Source organism: Rhodococcus sp. NPDC079359, assembly GCF_040702585.1.
Taxonomy (GTDB): Bacteria; Actinomycetota; Actinomycetes; order Mycobacteriales; family Mycobacteriaceae; genus Rhodococcoides.
In genome coordinates this window covers 1-22,903 of record NZ_JBFBLH010000014.1, presented here as the reverse complement: position 1 = coordinate 22,903, position 22,903 = coordinate 1, and the positions used below count along the sequence as shown (strand labels likewise).

The 22,903-nt window shown below is 64.6% G+C and carries 25 protein-coding genes; 8 read left to right on the top strand and 17 right to left on the bottom strand.

Features of this window, described 5'->3' with window-relative positions; all coding sequences use genetic code 11:
- Positions 1-45 precede the first annotated feature (45 nt).
- Positions 46-1,248: a helix-turn-helix domain-containing protein gene (locus AB0362_RS23865; protein WP_317808571.1), complete on the bottom strand. Its 1,203-nt coding sequence runs from the start codon at positions 1,246-1,248 to the stop codon at positions 46-48.
- Between the two features lie 98 nt (positions 1,249-1,346).
- On the opposite strand from AB0362_RS23865, the gene AB0362_RS23860 reads away from it, so the two are divergent.
- Positions 1,347-3,011 (top strand): FAD-binding dehydrogenase, encoded by a 1,665-nt coding sequence (locus tag AB0362_RS23860; protein WP_317808572.1) that lies wholly within the window; start codon positions 1,347-1,349, stop codon positions 3,009-3,011.
- Positions 3,008-3,943: an MBL fold metallo-hydrolase gene (locus AB0362_RS23855; RefSeq protein ID WP_317808573.1), complete on the top strand. Its 936-nt coding sequence runs from the start codon at positions 3,008-3,010 to the stop codon at positions 3,941-3,943. The genes AB0362_RS23860 and AB0362_RS23855 overlap by 4 nt, the downstream gene beginning before the upstream one ends.
- 8 nt (positions 3,944-3,951) lie before the next feature.
- Here AB0362_RS23855 and AB0362_RS23850 read toward each other — a convergent pair whose 3' ends face one another.
- From AB0362_RS23850 to AB0362_RS23840, 3 genes are all read right to left on the bottom strand, one after another.
- A complete protein-coding gene (locus tag AB0362_RS23850) occupies positions 3,952-4,713 on the bottom strand; it encodes an alpha/beta hydrolase (protein ID WP_317808574.1) in 762 nt (253 codons plus the stop codon).
- The gene (locus AB0362_RS23845; protein ID WP_317808575.1) at positions 4,710-6,122 is read right to left on the bottom strand and encodes a hypothetical protein; all 1,413 of its coding nucleotides are present in this window, start codon (positions 6,120-6,122) and stop codon (positions 4,710-4,712) included. Before AB0362_RS23845 ends, AB0362_RS23850 begins: the two co-directional genes overlap by 4 nt.
- Before the next feature lie 380 nt (positions 6,123-6,502).
- On the bottom strand, positions 6,503-6,898 hold the full coding sequence (locus AB0362_RS23840; RefSeq protein WP_317808576.1) for a LuxR C-terminal-related transcriptional regulator: 396 nt from the start codon (positions 6,896-6,898) through the stop codon (positions 6,503-6,505).
- Positions 6,899-7,102: 204 nt separating this feature from the next.
- On the opposite strand from AB0362_RS23840, the gene AB0362_RS23835 reads away from it, so the two are divergent.
- A complete protein-coding gene (locus AB0362_RS23835) occupies positions 7,103-8,350 on the top strand; it encodes a TetR family transcriptional regulator (protein WP_317808578.1) in 1,248 nt (415 codons plus the stop codon).
- Between the two features lie 26 nt (positions 8,351-8,376).
- Here the strand turns inward: AB0362_RS23835 and AB0362_RS23830 are convergent, their stop codons facing one another.
- From AB0362_RS23830 to AB0362_RS23800, 7 genes are all read right to left on the bottom strand, one after another.
- Positions 8,377-9,657 carry a PP2C family protein-serine/threonine phosphatase gene (locus AB0362_RS23830; RefSeq protein ID WP_317808579.1) on the bottom strand — a complete coding sequence of 427 codons (1,281 nt, stop codon included), beginning with the start codon at positions 9,655-9,657 and terminating at the stop codon, positions 8,377-8,379.
- 15 nt (positions 9,658-9,672) lie between these two features.
- Positions 9,673-10,122, bottom strand: coding sequence for an ATP-binding protein (locus tag AB0362_RS23825; RefSeq protein WP_317808581.1), 450 nt, complete (start codon positions 10,120-10,122; stop codon positions 9,673-9,675).
- Positions 10,123-10,150: 28 nt separating this feature from the next.
- Positions 10,151-10,540 (bottom strand): anti-sigma factor antagonist, encoded by a 390-nt coding sequence (locus AB0362_RS23820; protein ID WP_149405242.1) that lies wholly within the window; start codon positions 10,538-10,540, stop codon positions 10,151-10,153.
- A gap of 31 nt (positions 10,541-10,571) precedes the next feature.
- Positions 10,572-10,928, bottom strand: a complete 357-nt coding sequence (locus AB0362_RS23815) for an anti-sigma factor antagonist (protein ID WP_317532145.1) — start codon at positions 10,926-10,928, stop codon at positions 10,572-10,574.
- A 157-nt stretch (positions 10,929-11,085) separates the two neighbouring features.
- Positions 11,086-12,678 carry an NAD(P)/FAD-dependent oxidoreductase gene (locus AB0362_RS23810; RefSeq protein ID WP_366236168.1) on the bottom strand — a complete coding sequence of 531 codons (1,593 nt, stop codon included), beginning with the start codon at positions 12,676-12,678 and terminating at the stop codon, positions 11,086-11,088.
- Complete coding sequence (locus AB0362_RS23805; RefSeq protein ID WP_262498270.1) at positions 12,675-13,994, bottom strand: APC family permease; 1,320 nt, start codon at positions 13,992-13,994, stop codon at positions 12,675-12,677. Before AB0362_RS23805 ends, AB0362_RS23810 begins: the two co-directional genes overlap by 4 nt.
- Complete coding sequence (locus AB0362_RS23800; RefSeq protein ID WP_149405246.1) at positions 13,991-14,428, bottom strand: SRPBCC family protein; 438 nt, start codon at positions 14,426-14,428, stop codon at positions 13,991-13,993. The genes AB0362_RS23805 and AB0362_RS23800 overlap by 4 nt, the downstream gene beginning before the upstream one ends.
- A 210-nt stretch (positions 14,429-14,638) precedes the next feature.
- Here AB0362_RS23800 and thiD point away from each other — a divergent pair, with 210 nt between their 5' ends.
- The 3 genes from thiD to AB0362_RS23785 all read left to right on the top strand — a co-directional run bounded on the left by thiD (position 14,639) and on the right by AB0362_RS23785 (position 17,356).
- Positions 14,639-15,430, top strand: a complete 792-nt coding sequence (gene thiD / locus AB0362_RS23795) for a bifunctional hydroxymethylpyrimidine kinase/phosphomethylpyrimidine kinase (RefSeq protein ID WP_149405247.1) — start codon at positions 14,639-14,641, stop codon at positions 15,428-15,430.
- A 103-nt stretch (positions 15,431-15,533) separates the two neighbouring features.
- Positions 15,534-15,839 (top strand): hypothetical protein, encoded by a 306-nt coding sequence (locus tag AB0362_RS23790; protein ID WP_149405248.1) that lies wholly within the window; start codon positions 15,534-15,536, stop codon positions 15,837-15,839.
- Positions 15,836-17,356 (top strand): UDP-N-acetylmuramoyl-L-alanyl-D-glutamate--2,6-diaminopimelate ligase, encoded by a 1,521-nt coding sequence (locus AB0362_RS23785; protein WP_317808586.1) that lies wholly within the window; start codon positions 15,836-15,838, stop codon positions 17,354-17,356. Before AB0362_RS23790 ends, AB0362_RS23785 begins: the two co-directional genes overlap by 4 nt.
- Here the strand turns inward: AB0362_RS23785 and AB0362_RS23780 are convergent.
- The 6 genes from AB0362_RS23780 to AB0362_RS23755 all read right to left on the bottom strand — a co-directional run bounded on the left by AB0362_RS23780 (position 17,353) and on the right by AB0362_RS23755 (position 20,824).
- On the bottom strand, positions 17,353-17,580 hold the full coding sequence (locus AB0362_RS23780) for a hypothetical protein (RefSeq protein WP_149405249.1): 228 nt from the start codon (positions 17,578-17,580) through the stop codon (positions 17,353-17,355). The genes AB0362_RS23785 and AB0362_RS23780 overlap by 4 nt on opposite strands.
- Before the next feature lie 28 nt (positions 17,581-17,608).
- A complete protein-coding gene (locus AB0362_RS23775; protein WP_068046905.1) occupies positions 17,609-17,869 on the bottom strand; it encodes a lipopolysaccharide assembly protein LapA domain-containing protein in 261 nt (86 codons plus the stop codon).
- 96 nt (positions 17,870-17,965) lie between these two features.
- On the bottom strand, positions 17,966-18,136 hold the full coding sequence (locus tag AB0362_RS23770; protein ID WP_008718579.1) for a CsbD family protein: 171 nt from the start codon (positions 18,134-18,136) through the stop codon (positions 17,966-17,968).
- 117 nt (positions 18,137-18,253) lie between these two features.
- Positions 18,254-19,060, bottom strand: coding sequence for a transglutaminase family protein (locus AB0362_RS23765; protein WP_068283468.1), 807 nt, complete (start codon positions 19,058-19,060; stop codon positions 18,254-18,256).
- An 83-nt stretch (positions 19,061-19,143) separates the two neighbouring features.
- Positions 19,144-20,163, bottom strand: coding sequence for an LLM class flavin-dependent oxidoreductase (locus AB0362_RS23760; protein WP_317808588.1), 1,020 nt, complete (start codon positions 20,161-20,163; stop codon positions 19,144-19,146).
- A 79-nt stretch (positions 20,164-20,242) separates the two neighbouring features.
- A complete protein-coding gene (locus tag AB0362_RS23755) occupies positions 20,243-20,824 on the bottom strand; it encodes a TetR/AcrR family transcriptional regulator (protein ID WP_230074079.1) in 582 nt (193 codons plus the stop codon).
- A 95-nt stretch (positions 20,825-20,919) separates the two neighbouring features.
- Here AB0362_RS23755 and AB0362_RS23750 point away from each other — a divergent pair, with 95 nt between their 5' ends.
- Together AB0362_RS23750 and AB0362_RS23745 are read left to right on the top strand one after the other, a co-directional pair.
- On the top strand, positions 20,920-22,062 hold the full coding sequence (locus tag AB0362_RS23750) for an acyl-CoA dehydrogenase family protein (protein ID WP_094668771.1): 1,143 nt from the start codon (positions 20,920-20,922) through the stop codon (positions 22,060-22,062).
- A 50-nt stretch (positions 22,063-22,112) separates the two neighbouring features.
- Positions 22,113-22,903, top strand: a 791-nt coding sequence (locus AB0362_RS23745) for a carboxyl transferase domain-containing protein (protein WP_366236165.1), incomplete at its 3' end; no start/stop codon positions are given.

The following is a 22,903-nucleotide window of genomic DNA, read 5'->3' as shown; positions in this document are numbered from 1 at the left end:
TGGGTGTCCGGGTTTTCGATGTGCCCGGCATTGCCGAAGATCGGATCACCCGAGTTGCCGCAGTTGAATCGCAGTGTCCAACGCGAGGCGATGCCACGCAGATCGGGGATCTCGGCCGGTCAGTTCCTGGGCTCGGCGCAGTCGGTAGCGCAGAGTCTGCGGGTGTACCTGTAGTCGGGTGGCGGCAGCCGTTGCCGTACCGGTGGCGATGAAGGCCGAAAGGCCTTGCAGAATATGTTCGTTCGCCGCCTCGGCCAGCGGACCGAGCACGCTACGTACCACCTCGCTCGTGTCCGCGGTGGGGCGCGCGGTCAGCAGTGCCAGCAGCTGACCGTCACCCTGATCGAGCAGTGCCCGGTCGTCGAACGCGTGATCCGGTGCAGTATCCAGAGCCTCCGATGCGAGTCGCCACGAACTGCTGATACCGGCAATGGTGGATCTCTCCACTAGGCATCCGCGCAGCATCAGATCTCGACACGCGAGGTCCGCCTCGGCGCGGTGGATCGATGGTGGCAACAGCACGATCGCGCGTTGCTCGCGCCGAGTGCACAAGTGGCTCCGCTGACCCGACGGTGCGGTGCGGTCCGGCGGAACGAGTCCTACTGCGAGGACCAGCGATTCGACGGTGTCGTCGGACATGGGTCGGCCCGGATCTGTCGATTGCACCACAAGCAGATTCGGGTGCGTGGGCAGCTTCAGGTCGAGTTCGCGAGAACGATCCGACACCGTCCCGGGTGAGTTGTGTCTGGCAGCCAGCAGGTCGTCGAGCAGCGCGGCATGCGCCTGCGCACGGTTGGATGTGAGCTGTTCGCGCGCAATGACGTACGCGCCGATGATTTCCTCGGAGATTGCGTCGATGGCGTCGAGCACGCCGAGGCCGAGTTCGGCAATGTCCGGTGGTTCGAGTACATCGAGATACTCGGTTGTCACGTGCCGAACGAACACGCTCGACGCGACTCGATACGCACGCAGCACATCGGCCAGCGGGCGCCCGTCCGCTGCGCGCGCGGCACCTATCGCGCGGAATCTACTGTGGTCACGGTCGTCGATCTTCCGATCGCCATGCGCCCACAGGGCCATCAACCGCCTCAGCGACCAATATGCGATGGCCTCGACATCGGCCAACTGCGCACCCTGCAGTGATCGGTAGACCGGGATCGCGTCGCGAATCGCGTGTACTGCGGATGCGACGACGGGGCCCAGCTCCGATTCGATCTTCGCGACTACGGCGACCCGCGCTGGGTACATCGACCTACCTCCCCACTCTTTATCAGTATCTGATAAATCCTATAGTCATTTGAGGCAGTTTCCTTGAGATCCGGCACCGACGACAGCACAGTGGGGCAATGGACGCAGACGTGATCGTGGTGGGTGCAGGCTTGGCCGGACTGGTGGCGACCGCCGAACTGGCCGATGCCGGAAAGCGGGTGCTGATCCTCGACCAGGAGCCCGAGCAGAACCTGGGCGGTCAAGCGTTCTGGTCGTTGGGCGGTCTGTTCATGGTGGACACCCCGGAGCAGCGACGCATGGGCATCAAGGATTCCGCAGAGCTTGCGTGGCAGGACTGGCTCGGAACCGCGACCTTCGACCGCGGCATCGACGATCCCGCGGGCGAGGATTACTGGGGGCACCAGTGGGCGCGCGCGTACCTCGACTTCGCGGCGGGGGAGAAGCGGTCCTGGCTGCACGCGCAGGGTGTGCGGTGGGTTCCCATCGTCGGGTGGGCCGAACGAGGTGGCTACCTCGCCGAGGGACACGGGAATTCGGTCCCGCGGTTCCACCTGACCTGGGGTACCGGGCCCGGGGTCGTCGCGCCGTTCGAGCGCCGCGTGCGCGAGGCCGCCGACAAAGGATTGGTGCGCTTCGGTTTTCGCCACCGCGTCGACGAGTTCATCGTCAGTGCCGGCACAGTCGAGGGAGTCCGCGGAGCAGTTCTCGAACCCAGTGCCGCGGAACGCGGTTCGGGCAGTACCCGCGTCGAGGTGGGCGAGTTCGAGCTGCGGGCCGGAGCCGTGCTCGTCACAGCGGGCGGCATCGGAGCCAACCATGACATGGTGCGCGAGAACTGGCCGGCACGGTTGGGAACGGCTCCGAAGTCCCTGATCTCGGGAGTCCCCGAACACGTCGACGGCCGCATGCTCGGCATCACCGAGAAAGTCGGTGGACGCCTGGTCAACAAGGACCGCATGTGGCACTACACCGAGGGCATCAAGAACTGGAATCCGATCTGGAAGAACCACGGAATCAGAATCATTCCCGGCCCGTCGTCCATGTGGTTCGACGCGCGTGGTCGACGGTTCCCAGTTCCCAACTTTCCCGGATTCGATACCCTCGGCACATTGAAAGCCATCCAGGACAGTGGATTCGACTACTCCTGGTTCGTTCTGACGCAGAAGATCATCGAGAAGGAGTTCGCACTCTCGGGATCCGAGCAGAATCCGGACATCACCGGGAAGAACCTCAAGCTCGTTCTCGGCCGAGTGTTGCCCGGTGCCAGCGAACCGGTCGAGGCATTCAAGAAGAACGGCGAGGATTTCGTCGTCGCCGATTCCCTCGCGGAACTCGTCCAGGGCATGAACAGGATCTCCGGCGAGAATCTGATCGACCTGGTCGATCTGAAGCGGCAGATCGAGTCCCGCGACCGTGAGGTCGACAACCCGTTCACCAAGGACCTGCAGATCTCCGCGATCCACAACTCGCGTCGTTCGCGCGGAGAACGCATCGCGCGTACCGCCTCACTGCACAAGATCCTCGATCCCAAGTCGGGTCCGTTGATCGCCGTGCGGTTGAACATCATCACGCGGAAAACGTTGGGCGGCATTCAAACCGACCTGCAAGGCCGTGTCATGGACGGCGACGGACACGCAATCGACGGCCTGTGGGCGGCAGGTGAGATCGCCGGCTTCGGCGGCGGCGGTGTACACGGGTATCGCTCACTGGAGGGAACGTTCCTGGGCGGGTGCATCTTCGGTGGCCGGCAGGCCGGACGCGCGCTCGCCGCGCAGGCATGACGGTGGTACCGAGAATCGGTCGTCCCGCGCTACCGGGTCCGACGGAGATCGCCACCACTGCGTCGGCGAGTCCCGGGTCGCCGGTGACGGTGTCGTTTCTCGGTGTCAGCACCGTGCTCTTCGACGACGGCCGATCGGCGATCCTCACCGACGGCTTCTTCTCGCGACCGTCGCTTCCGAAAACCCTTGCACGACCTCTGCGGTCGGATATGCGACGCATCGATGCGGCCCTGCGCAGAGCAGGGATCACCACGCTCGACGCGGTGCTGTGTGCCCACTCGCACTACGATCACGCACTCGACTCTGCGGCGGTAGCGCTGCGTACCGGTGCAGTTCTGGTCGGCGGTTCCTCGACCGGTTTCATCGGGCAGGGTTCGGAGCTCCCGGACGACCGGATCGTCGTGGTCGCGAACGGTGAGACAACGGTGCAGGGCAACTTCGCCGTCACGTTCGTCGAGTCGGTTCACTCGTATCCGGATCGTGCGCACGGAACGATCGCGCGGCCACTGGCCCAGCCGGCTCGGGTGCGTGAGTACCGGTGCGGTGAGGCATGGTCGATGCACGTCGAACACGTTCCGAGCGGCCGGACCGCACTCGTGCACAGCAGCGCCGGTTTTCGGTCCGGCATGCTCGAGGGCCACCATGCCGACGTGGTCTACCTCTCGATAGGGCAACTCGGCCGCCGACCGCGCGTGTTCATCGAGCAGTACTGGCAGGAGACGGTCGTGGCGGTCGGTGCACGACGCGTGGTACTGACGCACTGGGACAACTTCTTTCGGTCCCTGGACGAACCACTGCAGGCGCTCGCGTACGCCTTCGACGACATGTCTGCCTCCGTCGATGTGCTGAACGCCTGCGCGCGTAGAGACGATATCGACCTCGAATTGCCGACCCTGTGGCGACGTGGCGACCCATGGGCAGACCGAAGCTGACGTACGGATCAGCCGGTGCCGTCCTCGATCGACTCGACGATCGTGCGCGCGCACAGGTCGGGGTCGTCGATCATCGGAACGTGACCGACGCCGGTCAGCGCAACGAACCGGGCTTCGGGCAGCCGTTGCCGAGCGACGGGAACGAACTCGGCCGGCGGGAAGATGCGATCGTGGGCAGCCCACGCGACGGTCACCGGACACGGAAGTTCGAGGAGCGGCTCCATGTACTCGCGGGTGTCGAGCAGTTCGTACGCCGCCTCGCACCCGACGAGGTCCTGGAACGATCGGACCGCTTGCTGCGCCGTCATTCGTTCTCCGTGGACCGCGATGTCGCGCATGGTAATTCGCCGGCCCAAGCCGAACTTCATCAGCGGCGGAGCGAGATGGCGGGTCGCGTCGGCCAACTTCTTGGTGCGGATCAGCGTGGCCCGGCTCGCACCGGGCTTTTCGTTCTTCTCCCACAACCCGGCCGGTGAGAATGCGCAGACCGACCGCGCCCGACCCCGTCGAGCAAGTTCGACGGCCATCCATCCATCCATCGAGTTTCCGGCGATGTGCACTGCGTCGAGGCCGCGCTCGTCGAGTTCGCGTTCCGCGGTGTCGGTGACGGCGGTGAACGTCGCTTCGGCCAGCGGCGGACCTCCGCGATGGCCGGCAGCAGTGGGGACGATGAGGTCGAAACGGTCAGCGAGAAGCGGTACGACGTCCTCCCACGCTGCTGCAGACATGGTGACGCCGTGCAGCAACATCAGCGCAGGCCTGTCGGTCATCGGCTGAACTCTGCCAGTCGAGTCGAAACCTGTTCCGGGAGGCCGTCGTTCTGCTTCTGAGCCGCCGTCAACACGTCGAGGTGGTTGTAGCCGCGGAGCTCGATGGGAACGTCGCTCGGGCTGTCCGACGCACCGAGGTCGAGCCCGCCGTCGCCCTGCAGCGTCAGCACCGGGTTGCGGGTGACGCCGTCTCGGTAGAGGTAGTGAGCGGCGATCGACGGCGCGGTCGGTTGACCGAGATCGGTGTTGATGGTAGTCGGGAAGTACCACTCGGTGAAGTCCAAGGGCGGTTCGCTCAGGCTCCGCACGATCTGCGAGATGGAGCTGACTTCCTTCGATGGGTCGGTGTACGAGTTCGGGGTCATCTCGTCGTAGTCCTGCCAGGTGTAGACGACGGATGGGTCCCCATAGCTCGTCGGTGCTGCCTTGCGGTCGCTGCCGAAGACCTGACCCAGGAACGGAATCGTCGCGATCACCTCGTTCGGCATCGGGAAGTACTTGTCCTGTACGGGCCCGCTGCCGATGAAGCCGACGCTGGTCTGCAGAAAACCGAGTGGCTGAGAGTTGTCGTCGAGCAACGCGCCGACGACGGCTTCGTTGGTGGCGTACAGCGTCCTGATGTCGGGGAGTCCGGTCGCGGCCATGAGGGGGTCCTTGGACAGCAAGGTCCGCAGTGTCGCATCGAAGTTGAGGCTGCGCGGCAGTCGATCGACGAGGTCGTTGACTCCAGTCGGGTCCAATCGAGCGGCAAGTCCTGCTATCGCAAGCAGATTCGTCGTTTCCGGATTGATGACGGCGGGCAACCGCGTCACCGGGTACACGTCGGTCAACGCACCCGACGCGGCCTCGATGGGTCCGGCGAGCGCCGGCGGAACTTCCGGAAGGTCGAGGTTTCTGATGGGGTTCGGCGGACCGGCCTTGATCACGGTGTCGAGTGCGAAGTACCCGGAGCACTGGTTGTATCCGGCATCGTCGGTGGTTGCCGGGTTGCCGTCGAAATCCCAGTTCGCGAAGTAACCGGTCAGGAACCCACCGAGGGAATGGCCACCGCACAGTACCTTCTGCTTACGGATTTTCTGGTCTGGGAATTCGAGACGCAGCACGTCGTACTGGTCGCGCATGGTCTGCACCAGGCCCTGGTCATCGAGCCACGCGGTGCCTGCTCCGTCGGCGTATCCGGCGAACGTGCGGCCGTCGGCGGTTCCCCCGGCGAAGTAGTAGTCCGTGGCGATGTCGAGGTCGTTCGCGGCGAGTGCCGCCTGGGTTCCGGTGTGGTCCTCGAGGCAGTTCGAGCGGCGGTCCAGGGCCCAGAACTCGATGTGTCTGCCCTCGGCGTCCGCTGCGGCGACAGTGTTGCGTGCGACGGACTCGAAGGCACCCGCACCCTCGAACACTCCGGGCTGTGCCACGAGCACTCGGTCGGCGTCTGCTGAATTCTCGGGACCGTCCGCGGCTCGGTATCGCAGATAGGAGAGCTGATCGCACTGCGCGGGGGTGCGGCGCAGAACCCGCGGGAAGCGGGGCGTCGAGAACGACCACCGTAGCGTCGACCCCGGTCACCGGTGAGGACGACGTGATCTCGCGTTCGGTGCGGCCTGGCACAGGGTCAGCAGACACTGCAGCAGGTACCACGGCCGACATCGACACCACCATTGATGTGCACACGGCACCACGCACGAACGAGCGCCGCGCGAATTCCCCCAGAATTGTCATGGCCCCCACCATCGGCATGAATACATCGTGCGTTCGGGAATTTAGCATCGACGGCGCCGCGGCGAACCGCAATGGGTCAGAGATCGTCGAGGGTGACCAAGCCATCCTGCAGTGCGCGGGCCACGAGCGACGCTTTGGTCGGTGCGGCCCGGCCGACAGTGGCATACTTCGCGCGAATTCTGGTCAGGTGGGTATTGACCGTGCCGAGCGCGATGTGCAGAACCGCACACACTTCTTGTTTGGAGTCGCAGCGCAACCACGCACCCAGAACTGCGATTTCACGCGCGGTGAGTCCGGGATCGGCGAACTTCGCCACGTGCTGCTGTGACTTGGGAGTCTCGGTACCGGAATTCACGGCGGTCCTGGCCCGCACGGTCGATGCACTGCGGCGCGGCGCGAATCGCTGCGCCGGGTGGATCGCGATACCGGACGCAGCCTGAATCGTTGTGGTCGACAGACCTGTACTCGTCACTGGCATTGCGTCCGACCCCCGATGTCCGACTTGGATGTTTCGGACATCCGACCACGCCGGAAAATATGAAACAACACCAACGGGTTCGAGCCCGAACACGGTGTTGGAGATTATTATCGACGTGGCTTTATTTACGAATAAAGTCAGGGGTTCACAGGGCCATTGCTATAGTTCGGTGTCCACCGGATCGAATACCGTAGGCGGTTGTCGTTGAGTCCGAAATCCACACCCCGAGAACAACTGCTCCGGGCGGGCTCACGATTGCTGACCGACCTCGACATGTCGGTGCTGGCCAGATCGTTGTCGATTGCCTCGGTCGTGGAAGAAGCCGGGTTGTCGCATCAGACTTTTCACAACGCATACCCCGGGTCCTCCCGTGCCGGCGAGCATGGTGGCAAGGAAGCGTTCGTCGAGGACCTGCTCGCGCACGTGACCCTGCAGTACACGAAGCCCGACGACGCAGAGCATCCCTCGTCGGATCTCGCGTCCTACTTCGAGCAACTGACCTCCGGTCTGCTGCGCAGGAGAATGATCGGCGCGATGATCGCCTCCGACCACGCCGGGGCACGATCGTCGCTGGCACCCGAATTCGATGACATGGATGCCGCCGTCGAGGATGCCGTCCGACGCAAGCTCCGTGCGCTCGGGGGTTCGGTGAGAACGCCGCTGACGGTGACCGGTCTGTCCACGGTCCTCGTCGCCCTGCTCGACGGGCTCGCTTTCCGTGAAACCCTCAGCCCGGGAACGGTACCCACATCTCGAGCGTCCGAGGCTCTCGAATCGCTGCTGGAGTGGGCCGTGGACCCGGTTCACTCGGATCGTCGTGAGCGCACCGCGGGACCGGCGGATGCGCCTGCTTCTCTCGAGGGTCTCGATCATTCGAGGGCCGACATCGAATCCGACGTCATCGCGGCGACCGAGACGTTGTTCGCGGCACACGGATATTTCTCGGTCACCCTCGCCGACATCGCAACTGCCTCCTCGCTCACCGTTGCCGATCTCAAGCGCCTGTTTCCGAGCAAGGTCGACATCATCGTTGCCGCGCTGACGCCCGAGTTCGAGCGCGTCCTTCGACTGGGTCGCGCGGACGCCCGACTGGAGGTGGAACCCATTGCTGCTCTGAAGCGTTCGGTCAATCGGCTTGCGGAGTTCGTGGCGCGCAACCGCTCGATGAGCTCGGGGATGCTGCTCGCCCTGAGCTTCGAGCAGTTTCACGAGCCGAGCACGGTCACCACCATTCGGGAGCAACTCCCGCTGCCCTCGGCGCTCACCCCGATCCTCGAACGTGGTCAGCGTGGAGGCGACTTCGGTACCGAGGCGTCGGCGAGCGAACTTGCGACGATACTCGCCAACAACGTGGTGATCAGATCCGTCTCACGGTCGGAGGAAGGCCCGGAAGAAGTCTCCGACTACGTCATGCGGGTGTTCCTGTCTGGAATACGCGCACGTTGAGTGAACCCGCGGGCCGGCCCGGACAGCTACGAGTCGGCGTCGACTCGGGGTACCTCGAAGGCGAGCAGTGCGACGTCGTCCTGCAGGCCGTCCCCGAAGGAGGCCAAGAGTGACGTGAGATCGTCGACGATCTTCGGTGCAGTCGTCGGACCCCTTCTGGCAGCGAAGGATTCGAGTCCACCGTCGTCGTCGAAGCGTGTGCGGCCCGGTCCGACGATCGCCTCGGTCAATCCGTCGGTGTAGAAGGTCATGACGTCGCCGGGTCGTAGGGTCACCGATGCCGACGCGAAGTGCGGCTCGGCCAATGCTCCGACCAACTGGCCACCGGTGGTGTCGACGAAGTCCACGACGGCGTCGTGAGTGATGCGCAGTGCCGGGGGATGTCCGCCGCTGGCGAGGTCCACCACCGCGCCGTCCGCTCCCGGAGTGATGGTGCCGAAAACCACTGTGCAGAAACGTGGGTCGTCGCCGTGGAACTCGTGGTGCAGAACGGTATTGAGGTTTTCGAGCACCGAGATCGGGTTGCGGTCGAACACTGCTGCGGCGCGCAGGGTGTAGCGGGTCAGTGAGGTCACGGCGGCGGCTCCGGCACCCTTACCGCTCACGTCACCGAGGAAGAATCCCCACGTCTGCTTGTCGAGGGGAAACACGTCGTAGAAATCGCCACCGACCTCGTCGATGGATGCGGGGTGATAGTGGGCCGCGACGTTCATGCCCGTCGGAGCGGACAGGATCGGGGGGAGCAGGGTGCGTTGCAACGTCGACGCCAGGATCTGCACCTGTGTCTTCTCCGCCTCGGCCTGCTTGCGTGCTTCCTCGGAGGCACCCAGTGCGTCCTGTGATCTGTCCAGTGCGGCTTCGGCGTTGTCCTGCGCGGCCTCGGCGTAGTCCTGGGCGGCCTCCGCATTGTTGCGCGCGTCGACCAGGTCCTTCTCGCGCACATGGCGTTCGGTCTCGTTGTGCAGCGTCATCGTCACCGTCACGGCACCCTCGGGCGTGCGAAGACTGTTGGCGAGTATCGACACGGCGATGGCGTCGTTTCTATCGGGTGCGACGGTCAACTTCGCGGAGGCCCCGATCGGAGAGTCGGCCCGTGAACTCGACGCAACGTCGATCAGCGCCGTCAGTACGGGCTCGAACTCGATCGTGAACAGGTCGGTGACCGATGTCCCCACGAGAGCATCACGACTGCGTGCGGTGATCCTGGCGGCGGCGGCATTGGCGTAGAGGATCCGTGCGGTGGCGACGTCGACAGAGAACACACCGCACGGTGCCGTGTCGAGCAATTCAGCAGCGGTGGCAGACATGGGCACTCCCTTCGTTCATGACGAGCGGGTGGCAGAACTCGAGCGGCTTGCAGAGACCGGATCGGTCCATATCGCGGTCACGATGGTCCCGAACCCCGGCCGGTGGTCGACGAGGAGGTCGTCGGACACCGCGGCAGCGAGTTGCAAGCCATGGCTGCGGTTGGTCGTCGGTGTCGGTGGCCGCCACGTTCCGGTGTCGGAAATCGTCACTGTCAGAGTTCGGTGTTCGTAGGCAGCGGTGACGGTCATCGTTCCGGGCTCGGGCACGGAGTGGTAGGCATGCTCGACAACGTTCGCGAGTGCCTCGTAGACCCCGAGAACGATGTCGTCGACCAGATCGTTGCTCACGCCGAGTTCGAGAGTCCAGTGGTGCAACCGGCGCCGAATGACTGTCGCCACGGCGGGCTCGGCCACAGCGGTGTGACTCCAGCGCTGGGGAGTGGGTCCGGGACTGCTCTCGGTCATCGTCGTCGCCCGACTCGGTATCGGCCGGTCATCGGTCGACCTCCGCGTCGAGAACAGCCGACCGAACGTGGGCAACCGCGTCGGGCACGGTCGTGAAGGTCGCCATCACTCGATCGATTCCGCTGAGCTGCACCGGACGAACCACGACTCCGTCGACCGCTACCAGAGCCATGCGTGAGGCATCGGGTAGCCGATCGCACACTCGCACCAGCACAGTGATCGCGCTCGACGACAGGAAGCTGACGTCGGTCAGATCGACAACGAGACCTCCTGCTGCACTGTCGGCCGCGGGAAACGCGGTGGCGGACAGTTCTGGGATGGTGTCGAGATCCAGCTCGCCTCGAACGGTGAGTACGGTGGCCGAGTCGTGCTCGGCTGCCACGATCTCGAACGGTCCTCCGGTCGGCTCCTCTGACATAACTTGGACGTTACCTGTTGTCGAGTCGGATTCACGACCGAAACGTGTCGACGAACAGGTCACCTGCGCCCAGTACTTCCAGGACCATGCGGACCGAGCGTGCAGGCGCGAATACGGCGATCTTGCCCGGATGTACAAAGGTGAAATCGATGATCGCGTTGGCGACGCCGGAGTACATGAACGAGACCTCCGACAAGTCGACCGTCACCTGCACGGACGCCGATGCCAGGCGGTCGAGGCTGTGCACGAACTCGGCCCGGGTGGACATGTCCAGTTCGCCGAACGCGCGCAGCGTGTTGCGGCGGTCCGGTCGCACGACGGTCTCGAGTCGGAACACGCCTTCGTCGTCGCGAAGGGAGCGTTCCATGGTTGCGGTGCTGGTCAACATGTCTTTACCTCTTCCCCGAAGCGCTCGGACCGGTCGGTCTTCCCGTACGGTGCACGACGCTGAGTTGTTGTGCTTTCAACAATGTCAGTGTCCGATTTCGGTAGACCTCGTCCGAGGTCTCGAACCGGTAACGAAAGATCTCGCTTCGATAACGGCGTCACCGGGTCAACATGTCGATGAGTGAACCGGTGACTTTCTTCTTCACCCAGCCGGTGACACCTCGCTGGCCGAGCGCTGCCCGGGCGGCATTGAGCCCGGCGGCTCCGTGCACTCCGCCACCGGGGTGCGCCGATGCCGAACCCAAGAACAGGCCCTCCACTGGCGTCTCCGCCCGACCCAGACCCGGTGTCGGTCGAAATATCAACTGCTGCTGCAGCTGTGCGGTTCCGCCGTTCACCGCACCACCGTGCAGATTCGCGTCGGCACCGTACAGATCGCTCGGTCGCTGTACGACCCGCCCGACGACCGAATCGAGAAACCCCGGTGCGTGGGCGTCGAGGACTTCGTCCACCCGATCCGCCACGGTGTCGGCGGCCGCGTCGTCGACGACGCCTCTCGGCAGATGCGTGTAGGCCCAAGCGCTTTCGGTGCCCTCCGGTGATCTGCTCCGATCGGCAGTGGTCATCTGACCGAACAGCATGAACGGACTCGCGGGAAGGACTCCGGTCGTGAGATCGGCTGCCCAATGCACGAGACCGTTGTCGTCCGCACCGAGATGAACGGTGCCGGCATCGGCCAGAGACGGTGAATTCCAAGGGATTCTACGATCGAGCGCGTAGTTGACCTTGACCACAGGGGTGTCCCACTCGAAGGTGCGCAGGTCGTCGTGCACACGGCGCGGCACGGCGTCGTACGGAAGCAGTGAACCGTAGAGCGCCGGTGCGGACACGTCGGCCACGATCGCTCGGCGCGCCCGAAACGTGTCTCCGGCGGCGGTGTGCACCGCCCGAGCTCGACCGCCGCGCACCTCGATGTGCTCGACCGCCTGACCGCACTCCAGCACCGCACCCGATGCGGCGCCACGCCGAATCAACGCCGACGTCAGCGCAGAGGATCCGCCCACGGGGGTCGGAAACCCGACGTCCTGGGCCAGCATCGTGAGCAGCCAGCCCATCATCCCGCTCACGGGGGCGTCGGTCGGGACGTCACCGTGCATGGCGTTTCCCAGCAGGAGGCAGCGAGCGGCCTCGCTGTGGAAGAGTTCGTGAGCCATCACGCGGGCGGGGAGGGCGGCGAATCGTGCGAAGCGCAGCGTCTCGGGTACGCCCAAGGCGTGGACGAGGCGAGCCGCGGGGACGACGGGTGGAAACGGTCCGAACAGCGAGTTCATGAAGGGCTCGCGAATGCGCTCCCACTGCTCGAAGAGTCGCAACCAGGTGCGGCCGTCCCGCGCGTCGTGTTCCGACAGCCGCGCGGCGGTGGTCTCGACATCGTGGTGCACGACCGGAGCGTCGGTGTCCTGCGGTGACCGCGCATGGCCGTACACCGCGGGGGAGTGCGACCACTGCAGCCCGTGGCTTTCCAACTCGAGTGCCTTCATGGCAGGCGAGGCGAGCGCCAGTGGGTAGAACGCGCTGAAGAGGTCGCTGGTGAAACCGGGAACGAGCTCGGCGCTGCGCACAGCGCCGCCGGGATGTTCGGCGGCCTCGAGGACCACGACGTCCCAGCCGGCGTCTGCCATCGCTGCCGCCGCGACCAAGCCGTTGTGGCCACTGCCGATCACGATCGCGTCTACTTCGGTCGTGGTCATCGGGATGTACTCCTCTGCTCGGTCTTCGTCCTGCCGGTCAGCACGGTACCGACGAAGTACAGCGCTACGCCTACCGCAAGAAGCAGTCCGGCACGGAGCCACGTTGCTCCCGACTGCTGGGTCAGCAGTACGGCACAGGTGATCAGCGCCAGGACGGGAAGTGCTGTGGGCGTTCGGAAATGGTCGGTCTCTGCCCGATCTCGGCGTAGTACGAGCACGGCGACGTTGGTGCTGACGAAGACGAACAGCAGCAGGAGCACCACGGTTTCGGCCAGTGCCGCAACAGAACCGGTGGTGGCCAGGACCATCGCGACAGCTGTGGTGGCGACGATGGCAGTCCACGGTGTCTTGCGACCCGGCAGAACCTCGGCGAGCACTCCGGGGAGCAGACCGTCGCGCGCCATCCCGAACGTCAGCCGCGATGCCATGATCATCGTCAGCAACGCGCCGTTGGCGACAGCGACAAGTGCGATCAGACCGAAAACCGACGGCGGAATGCCGGCATCCGCTGCAGCGACGACCTCGAGCAGTGGACCGGTGGACTGCGACAGTGTGTCGGCAGGTACGACCGTCGAGACAGCAAGCCCGACGAGCACGTACACCACACCGGCCACGGTGACGGCACCGAGGAGGGCTCGTGGGTAGACCCGGCGCACGTCCTCGACTTCCTCGGCGATGTTCGCGGAGGTCTCGAAACCCACGAACGAATAGAAGGCCAGCAGAGCCGCGCCGAGAACCGCCAAGGTCGGTGTCGTCTCGTCGGTGAATTCGAGGACGCGAGAGGGCACACCGTCGCCGCGGCTCAACACCAGTCCGGCAAGGGCGATGACGACGACCAGCCCGGACACCTCGACCACCGTCATCACGAGATTGGCGCGGAGAGACTCGGTGATGCCGCGCGCGTTGAGCAACCCGATCAACAGCAGGAAGACCACTGCAGCGGGTACAGCAGGCACGTCGAGGAACACGCCCAGATAGTCACCCGAAAAGGCGAGTGCCAGCCCGGCCGCACTGGTGACACCCGCGGCGAGCATCGAGAATCCGACGAGGAACGACACCATCGGTTTGCCGTACGCCTGTTGCGCGAAGACCGCCGCGCCGCCCGCCCTCGGATATTTGGTGACCAACTCTGCGTACGACGCCGCGGTCAGCAGCGCCATCAGCAGCGCGACGAGCATGGGGAGCCAGATCGCTCCGCCGACCTCACCCGCGATCTCACCGACGAGAGCATAGATTCCGGCACCGAGCACATCGCCGAGAATGAACACGAACAGCATTTTTCCCGAAACTGCTTGTCGCAGTGGGGTCTTGGTCACGGTGCAGTGGACCGCTCGGCCAGGAGTGCAAGCCTGCGCAGCGCCTCGGCGTTGCGTGGATGCGCCAGAAGATGTTGGACCCGGTCGGGGACCAGATCGAAGGGTGCCGTGATTGCGTGCTCGATGATTTCGATGCGGCAGCCCGAGGCGAGAGGATGCAGTCGCACTGTTATCGAGGCCTTTCCGAACGGCAGTGCACGGGCTTCGAGCACAAGTTCTCGACCGGCATGGAGTCCCACCGACCGCGTGACGTCACTGAGTACCGCAGGCCACGCACCCACCGAGTGATGAATGGAGCTGCCGACTGCGGGCCAGTTGCCGTCGACAGCGCGGATGCGGGACGCGCCGACGACCCAGGTCGCATAGCTCCATCCGTTCGCCAGGACGTTCCAGACGTCCTCGCAGGTGGCTGACGTATTTCTGCTGGTGGGCACGATTCGGCCTCCGAAACTCTCGTCGTTGTGCGTGATTGCACGATCTCCGATCGTGCTCCGCTACTCCTGGGCTCGAAGTCGATGTACTGCGCGGTGTCGTCGGTTGCTCGAGGAGACGCACCGACTTCGACGTATGCCCCGAAACCTCCGGACCCAATCCCGTGGCGACCACTCGCGTCGGTGCCGATCTGCGATTGTCATACTGAGGCCATGTCGACAATCGCCTATGTCATCGCTGGTTCGGAAGCCACCGGCGGAGCCGGTCTGCAAGCAGATCTCAAGACATTCGAGCGGCTCGGGGTCTACGGAGTCGGCACGATCACGTGCATCGTCTCGTTCGATCCGAAGGCGGGCTGGGGGCACCGATTCGTGCCCATCGACAGCACGGTCATCGCCGATCAGATCGAAGTGGCCACTGCCGCACACGATCTCGATGTCGTCAAGATCGGCATGCTCGGCACCCCCGTCACCGTGGACACGGTAGCGGCGTCGCTGCGCCTGCAGCCGTGGCGGCACGTGGTCGTCGATCCGGTCCTGATCTGCAAGGGCCAGGAGCCGGGTGCCGCACTCGACACCGACAATGCCCTGCGGCGCGAGATCCTTCCGTTGGCCACCGTGATCACCCCCAACCTGTTCGAGGCGCAGACCTTGTCCGGAATGGACGCCATCGACACCGTCGACGATCTGGGTGAGGCCGCCAAGAGAATCGCCGATCTCGGGCCTCGTTTCGTGGTGGTCAAGGGTGGCACAGGTCTGCCCGGCGACGAGGCCGTCGACGTCGTCTACGACGGGTCCGAACTGACCGTGCTGCGCGCCCCCAAGGTGGGCGAAGAGCGCGTGTCGGGTGCCGGCTGCGTGTTCGCCGCAGCCATCACCGCGGAGCTCGCGAAGGGCGCAGACGTGCTCGACGCCGTCGCGACGGCCAAGGATTTCGCGCACGCCGGCATCGTCGGCCGACTCGCCAGCCACGCTCCGTTCGCGGCAGTGAGTTGGCACGACTGATCGTCCGATCCGACCTCAGGTTTACCGCCGGTGACTAGCGGGCAGCCGATACGAACCGCTTGTCTCGAATGGGACGAACGGTCCGTATCCGGAGAGGATCCACATGGCAGACCAGAACACGAGCGAATCCGACGCCGGGGCAACCGACGACGATCGGACGACGCGCGGGCACGCGGGTGAGGCAATCGTCGACACACGCAACTGGCCCGGGTACATCTGTATCGGAGTGGCATTGGTGAGTCTCGGTCTCACTCTCACCGCGGCAGGTTACGGATTCACCGGGTGGGTGTGGATCGGGGCCGTTGCCGCGCCGGTGCTACTCGCTGCCGGGATTGCTCTGGTCCTCCTCGAGCGCAAGCGTGTCAAGGCCAAGGAAGGCAAATCCCTCACCGACCCGGCGGGTCATTGACCGAGCCCGCGGCCGACGGATCCTGGAAGTCGCCGGGCCGAGGTCTCGGTACGGCGCTCGCTGATATCGCTCGCACGATCGGATCACCTGTACCCATCGAATCCGTGCGCGTGACCGGGGCGAGTGACGATTCCCGGACGGTCCGCCCCGGAGACCTGTACTTGGCGTTTCCGGGCTCTCACGGCCACGGGTTGAACCACGAACTCGAGGCGTACGAGCGCGGAGCGGTGGCCGTCCTGTCCGACAGGCCGTCGACCGTGCTGCCGACCGTCGTCGTCGACGACCCGCGCCGAAGCGCAGGCGCGGTCTGCGCACTGATCCACGATTTCCCCGCGGACGCCATGGACGTCTACGGGGTGACCGGAACCAATGGAAAGACCAGCACTGCACTGCTGCTCGCTGCGGGGCTCGAAGCCTCGGGCGAGACGGTCGGCACGATGACCGGCATCGGACTGGCCGGGCCGACGACATGGTCACCCACTGCGCGAACGACACCCGAGGCTGCGACGGTCCAGCGCACGCTCGGCCGCTTTCGAGACGAGGGCGCAACGGCTGTCGCGCTGGAGGTGTCCTCTCATGCAGTGTCCGAACACCGCATCGACGGTATGCGCTTCTCTGCGGTCGGGTTCACCAATCTCGGTCCCGACCACCTCGACTATCACGGCAGCATGGACAGATACTTCGCCGCCAAAGCGGAGTTGTTCGCAGCCCACCGAACAGCAGCCGCGGCGGTGGGTATCGACGACGTGTACGGAAGAAGGTTGGCCCAGCTCGTGGACGTTCCGTGCTGGAGGTGGTCGGTACTCGACATCCGTGCGGAGGTGTTCGGAGAGCACATCGAATGCACCGGCGTCGATACAACGATGACTGTCCGAACACCTACGGGTTCGATCGACGTTCGACTGCCCCTGCTCGGTCCGCACCAGGCCGGTAACGCGCTTGCTGCGCTTGCCACAGCACTGGCCGCAGGCAAGGATCTCGCGGTGGTCGCCGCAGGATTGGAGAGCGTTCGATCCGTTCCCGGACGGCTCGAGAAGGTCGATGCCGGGCAGCCGTTTCTGGCATTGGTGGACTACATGCACAACACCGCGGGACAACGCCGATTGTTGCCGTTCGTACGGACTTTGGTGACCGGTCGGGTGATCGTGGTCGTCGGGGCAACGGGTGAACGCGATCCGGGCAAACGCTTCCCGCTGGGAGCTACCGCAGCCGAACTTGCCGACGTGGTGATCGTCAGCGACGAAAGTCCGCTGTCCGAGGATGCCGACACCATCCGAGCTGCGGTGGCGGAAGGTGCGCGAGCTGCACGGTCGGCGTCGGTGGTCGTCGAGCCGGACCGTCGTACTGCGCTCGCGCTCGCAGTGCAGATGGCCGAACCCGACGATGTGGTCGTGGTCGCGGGCCGCGGCTGTGACACCGAGCAGGCCTACGGTCGAGACATCGTCGAATTCGACGATCGGGTGGTGCTCCGAGAAGTGCTGAAGGACCTCGGCCGAGAAACCGGCGACCGGCTCTAGCGACCGACGCTGCGGGACTTGCGGTCCTGCTTGCCCTGGGACTTGTCGGCTCGCTTCTGCGCGAATCTGCCGGCCGATTTCAGGCCCCTGGACACGAAGTTGTCGTTCCCTGTTCGCTTTTCGAGGCTCTGACCGGCGAAGGCCAGCAGTCGGGCGAGGATGGGTAGTCCGATCGCGACGATCAGGTAGCGGTACAGGTATTTACGGGCAAGCAGGGGAAGCATCGGGCATTCCTTCTCGGGTCGAAGTCGGTCAGCGGACTGCGCGTCGAACCTTGAGCGCTGCGGTCGCGGTCAGCGTGATGACGGCACCGACGACGGCTGCGCCGAGCAGGGAGACACCCTGACCGAGGTCGAAGTTCCAACCCAGGAAGTTGATCGTGGTGTGCACGGTGTTCTGCAGCACGAAGATCACCAGCGCTGCGACCAGGACGAGCGTGATCAGGAGGGCGAACTTCGAGGCGAATCCGCCGCGACGCTTGGGGGCCTTGGTCGTGTCTGTCGATGTGGTCATGAGGGGCATCCGTTCTCTGGTGTGAGGAAAGGTGGGAGTGAAAGGCGAGTGCCGCCGATCATCGAGATCGGCGGCACTCGATGCGATGGGGGGTGGTTACTTGAAGGTGTCCTTGATGTTCTCGCCGACCTTCTTCACGCCTGCCGAACCCTGGTCCTTCTTGCCCTCGGCCTCGAGGTCCTTGTTGTCGGTTGCGTCGCCCACAACCTCCTTGGCCTTGCCGATGGCGTCTTCTGCAGCGTTCTTGGCCTTGTCGATGAAGCTCATGGTGTTGCCCTTTCAGGTGGCTGTGATTGTTGGTAACGGATACTTAGTCGGTTTCCGCCCCTGAAAGCAAACGCCGCTGTGATGTAGCTCATATCACTGCAGTGTTCGCTCGGAGCATCAGGTGAGAGAGACCAGCTCGGTGATGTCGTCCTGAGGCAGCTCGCCGTCGACCACAGCGGTCACGACCGAACTGTTCAGGGTGATCGCACCCTTGTGGTTGTCCAGGAATGCGGTGTCGGCAGCATCGCGACCGACCGAGATTCGCACCAGCGTCGAGCGAGGGGCGAGGCAGGTGGCATCGACAACACGCCACTGGCCGCCCACGAACGCCTCGGCGACGGCGTGAAAGTCCATCGGATCGCAGCCGGGTGCGTACACCGCCACCAGCCGAGCCGGAACGTTGACCGCACGCAGCATGGCGACCACGAGGTGCGAGTAGTCCCGGCAGACACCCTGTCCGGCGAGCAATGTGTCGACGGCTCCGTCGATCGGATCGCTGCTTCCCGGAACGTAATTCAGACGTGCGCCCACCCATGCGGAGATCTTCGCCAGCAGTTCCTCGGAGTCCGCGTAGTCGCCGAATTCGGTTGCGGCGAACCCGTAGAACTTGTCGGCCTCGGCGTACCGGCTCGGCCGGAGATAGAGCGACATGTCGTAGTCGGTGACCGGAGCCGGGGTGGTGTTGCCCAGAATGGTGGCGTCGTACGAGACCTGCAGATTGCCGACGTCGGCGGGCATGACGTGGATCCGGTTGCCGTGCGGTCCGCTCACTTCCTTGGCCTCGATGGGGTTGCCGTCGAGGACGAAGGACAGTGACTCGGTGACCGTCGTACCTGGGTGCGGTGCGACTGCGATCTGGAATTCGAGCGTGGTGGCTGCGGTGATGTCTACATCGAGGCGCGCGGATACGTCGCGTTTGAGCATGGGAACTCCTGGCAGGTGGGGTGGGTGAACCTGCTGCCAGTACCCACGTTCACCGAAGCCAAACGCCGCTGCTCAGCAGGTGATCAACGCCACCCAAGGGCGGGAGCGACGTCGCGCAGCAGTGTCTCGAGCATGTGAGCGCAGTAGTCGACGCCCAGTTGGTTGGGGACGGTGAGCAGCAGAGTGTCTGCGGCAGCGATCGCTTCGTCGGTGGCCAGTTCCTCGATCAGCCGGTCGGGCTCGCCCGCGTAGGTCTTGCCGAACCGTGCTTTGCCGCCGTCGAGGTAGCCGACTTGGTCGTCGCCGGTGCCCTCTCGGCCGAAGTAGGCCCGATCGAGATCGCTGACGATCGGAAAGATGCTGCGGCTCACGGACGTTCGTGGTGCGAAATCGTGGCCTGCATCGCTCCACGTCTTGTGGAATCGTTCGATCTGCTCGGCCTGCAGTTGATGGAACGGCACACCGGTGTCTTCGCTCAGCAGTGTCGAGCTCATCAGGTTCATACCCTGGCGCGCGGTCCACTCGGCGGTCTCGCGAGTACCGGCACCCCACCAGATGCGCTGACGCAATCCGGGGGAGTGCGGTTCGAGGCGCAGCAGTCCGGGTGGGTTCGGAAACATCGGTCGTGGATTGGGCTGCGCGAAGCCCTTGCCTTCCAGGAGGTCGAGGTAGATGCGGGTGTGCTCACGCGCCATATCGGCATGATCGGAGCCCTCGGCGGGTGTGTAGCCGAAGTAGCGGTACCCCTCGATGACCTGCTCGGGCGATCCTCGACTGATGCCGAGTTGCAGCCGTCCGCCGGAGATGAGGTCGGCAGAGCCCGAGTCCTCGGCCATGTAGAACGGGTTCTCGTAGCGCATGTCGATGACGCCGGTGCCGATCTCGATGGTGCTCGTCTTGGCACCCACGGCAGCGAGCAGGGGGAACGGCGACGCGAGTTGGTTGGCGAAGTGATGGACGCGGTAGTACGCGCCGTCGGCACCGAGTTCTTCGGCTGCGACCGCGAGGTCGATGGACTGCAGCAGCACGTCCGACGCAGACCGTGTCTGCGACTGTGGGGATGCCGACCAATGTCCGAAGGACAAGAATCCGATCTTCTTCATCACGCGCTCTTTCGTTGAAGGATCAACTAAGTTCACAGTACTGCAGCGTGTGTCGAGGTGAATTCATTCCCGGCCCCGGCTAGGCACCGATTCCGGCGGTCAAGAGCTTCGCCAATTCCAGATAGGCGTCGCCGTCGCTCAATCCCGTCAGGCGAAACACCTCACGCGTCTGGATGCGCACCATGACCGAGGAGGCGACATCGCCGACGAATGCGGCGTGCACGTCTCGTACTTCACCGCTGGCGACGCCCTCGCTGATCAACTCCTGAACACGCCGAGCGGCGATCGCGGTATTGCGCTCGTACACCGAACGAGCGGATTCGAGAGATGCCAGATCGGTCATGAACTGCTCGGACGCCGATTCCAGGGCTGCGCCGACGGCGGTGAGATACGTGGTGATGCGATTGCGGGTGCCGTCCACCTCGGCGACCGCGTTCTCGACCTGGGTGGTCATGGACTTGAAGTAGTGCACTGTGGCGCCGCCGACGAGTTGATCCTTGCTCGACGCCAGTGTGTACAGCGTGGACTTGGAGCATCGGAGGCGGGCCGCGATGGTGTCGAGCGTCAGGTGGGCGAAGCCCTCTGCCAGAAACAGGCTCACGAGCTGGTCGAAGAGCTCGGAACGGCGTGCCGTGGCATGCGAGGTCACGGGTGCGTTCACATCAGGGATGGTACTGCATCGCCTTGTGCAGTACTGTGCATCAGTACTGCGGATCATCCGGCAGTACTGATCGGAACTTCCCGGAGGTTTTTCACGTGCCCGTCGATCGTCTGTTGCCCACTGCCGAAGCGCGCGACCTCATCGCGCTGACCCGCGACGTGGCAGACAAGGTGCTCGACCCGATCGTCGACGATCACGAGCGGCGTGAGGCGTACCCGGACCATGTGTTCGCCACCCTGGGTGAGGCAGGACTGCTGAGCCTGCCGTACGCGGAGGAATGGGGCGGTGGTGGCCAACCGTACGAGGTCTACCTCCAGGTTCTCGAAGAACTGGCGTCGCGCTGGGCGGCAGTGGCCGTTGCAGTGAGCGTGCACGGTCTGGCCTGCTATCCCGTGATGGCCTTCGGTACCGACCAACAGAAAGCCGACAAGCTTCCCGACATGCTCGGAGGGGCTCAGATCGGTGCCTACTCGTTGTCCGAGGCGCAGGCCGGTTCGGACGCTGCCGCACTCAGTTGCAAGGCCACCCCGACCGAGGGAGGCTACACGGTGAACGGTTCGAAGGCGTGGATCACGCACGGTGGAGTGGCCGACTTCTACAACCTGTTCGCCCGAACAGGCGAAGGATCCAAGGGAATCTCGTGCTTCCTCGTTCCGGACGGAACAGACGGCCTGAGCTTCGGTCGGCCCGAGGAGAAGATGGGGCTGCACGCCGTCCCGACGACCTCGGCGCACTACGACAACGTCCACGTCCCTACCGAATGGCGAATCGGTGCGGAGGGGCAGGGGCTGCAGATCGCCTTCAGCGCGCTCGACGCCGGACGGCTCGGAATCGCCGCTGTAGCAGTGGGAATCGCCCAGGCGGCACTCGACGACGCGGTGAAGTACGCCCAGGAGCGTACGGCGTTCGGCAAGAAGATCATCGACCACCAGGGCCTCGGTTTCGTATTGGCGGACATGGCGGCCGCAGTGGACTCCGCCCGCGCCACCTACCTCGACGCCGCCCGTCGGCGTGACGCCGGACTTCCTTACTCGCGCAACGCTTCCGTGGCAAAGCTGATCGCCACCGATGCGGCCATGAAGGTGACCACCGACGCGGTGCAGGTCTTCGGCGGCTACGGCTACACCCGCGACTTCCGCGTCGAGCGATACATGCGCGACGCCAAGATCACCCAGATCTTCGAGGGCACCAACCAGATTCAGCGTCTGGTGATCGCCCGATCGCTCGCAACCAGCTGACATCAGAACCCATTCGACACGCCCGAACAGCAACCGTAGGGGACTCCTTCATGACCACGACCGAACCCGATATCCATACCACTGCGGGTAAATTGGCCGATCTTCGTAAACGTCTCGCGGTTGCGGAGATTCCGTCCGGTGAGGCAGCGGTGGACAAGGTCCACGCCAAAGGCAAGCTCACCGCCCGCGAGCGGATCACCGCGTTGCTCGACGAGGGCTCGTTCGTCGAACTCGACGCCCTCGCCCGGCACCGGTCGCAGAACTTCGGGCTCGGGGACAACCGGCCCTTCGGTGACGGTGTCGTCACCGGCTACGGCACCGTCGACGGCCGCGATGTGTGCGTGTTCTCCCAGGACGCAACCGTCTTCGGCGGCTCACTGGGCGAAATCTACGGCGAGAAGATCGTCAAGGTCATGGACCTGGCCGTCAAAACCGGACGCCCCCTGGTCGGGATCAACGAAGGCGCCGGAGCCCGCATCCAGGAAGGTGTCGTCTCCCTCGGGTTGTACGGCGAGATCTTCCACCGCAACGTCCGCGCCTCCGGGGTCATCCCGCAGATCTCGCTGATCATGGGACCCGCCGCCGGCGGGCACGTCTACTCCCCGGCACTGACCGACTTCGTGGTCATGGTCGACGGCACCTCCCAGATGTTCGTCACCGGACCCGACGTCATCAAAACCGTCACCGGCGAGAACGTCACCATGGAAGAACTCGGTGGCGCGCACACCCACATGGAAAAGTCCGGTGTCGCGCACTACGTCGCCTCCGGAGAACAGGACGCCCTCGACTACGTCCGCGACCTCCTGTCGTATCTACCGAGCAACAATCGCGCCGACGCGCC

Coding starts and splice junctions, on each gene's coding strand:
- AB0362_RS23860 (WP_317808572.1), top strand. CDS start 1,347: ATGGACGCAGACGTGATCGTGGTGGGTGCAGGCTTGGCCGGACTGGTG.
- AB0362_RS23790 (WP_149405248.1), top strand. CDS start 15,534: ATGGCAGACCAGAACACGAGCGAATCCGACGCCGGGGCAACCGACGAC.
- AB0362_RS23830 (WP_317808579.1), bottom strand. CDS start 9,657: ATGTCTGCCACCGCTGCTGAATTGCTCGACACGGCACCGTGCGGTGTG.
- AB0362_RS23810 (WP_366236168.1), bottom strand. CDS start 12,678: ATGACCACGACCGAAGTAGACGCGATCGTGATCGGCAGTGGCCACAAC.
- AB0362_RS23780 (WP_149405249.1), bottom strand. CDS start 17,580: ATGCTTCCCCTGCTTGCCCGTAAATACCTGTACCGCTACCTGATCGTC.
- thiD (WP_149405247.1), top strand. CDS start 14,639: ATGTCGACAATCGCCTATGTCATCGCTGGTTCGGAAGCCACCGGCGGA.
- AB0362_RS23865 (WP_317808571.1), bottom strand. CDS start 1,248: ATGTACCCAGCGCGGGTCGCCGTAGTCGCGAAGATCGAATCGGAGCTG.
- AB0362_RS23815 (WP_317532145.1), bottom strand. CDS start 10,928: ATGTTGACCAGCACCGCAACCATGGAACGCTCCCTTCGCGACGACGAA.
- AB0362_RS23775 (WP_068046905.1), bottom strand. CDS start 17,869: ATGACCACATCGACAGACACGACCAAGGCCCCCAAGCGTCGCGGCGGA.
- AB0362_RS23825 (WP_317808581.1), bottom strand. CDS start 10,122: ATGACCGAGAGCAGTCCCGGACCCACTCCCCAGCGCTGGAGTCACACC.
- AB0362_RS23765 (WP_068283468.1), bottom strand. CDS start 19,060: ATGCTCAAACGCGACGTATCCGCGCGCCTCGATGTAGACATCACCGCA.
- AB0362_RS23770 (WP_008718579.1), bottom strand. CDS start 18,136: ATGAGCTTCATCGACAAGGCCAAGAACGCTGCAGAAGACGCCATCGGC.
- AB0362_RS23850 (WP_317808574.1), bottom strand. CDS start 4,713: ATGACCGACAGGCCTGCGCTGATGTTGCTGCACGGCGTCACCATGTCT.
- AB0362_RS23760 (WP_317808588.1), bottom strand. CDS start 20,163: ATGAAGAAGATCGGATTCTTGTCCTTCGGACATTGGTCGGCATCCCCA.
- AB0362_RS23855 (WP_317808573.1), top strand. CDS start 3,008: ATGACGGTGGTACCGAGAATCGGTCGTCCCGCGCTACCGGGTCCGACG.
- AB0362_RS23820 (WP_149405242.1), bottom strand. CDS start 10,540: ATGTCAGAGGAGCCGACCGGAGGACCGTTCGAGATCGTGGCAGCCGAG.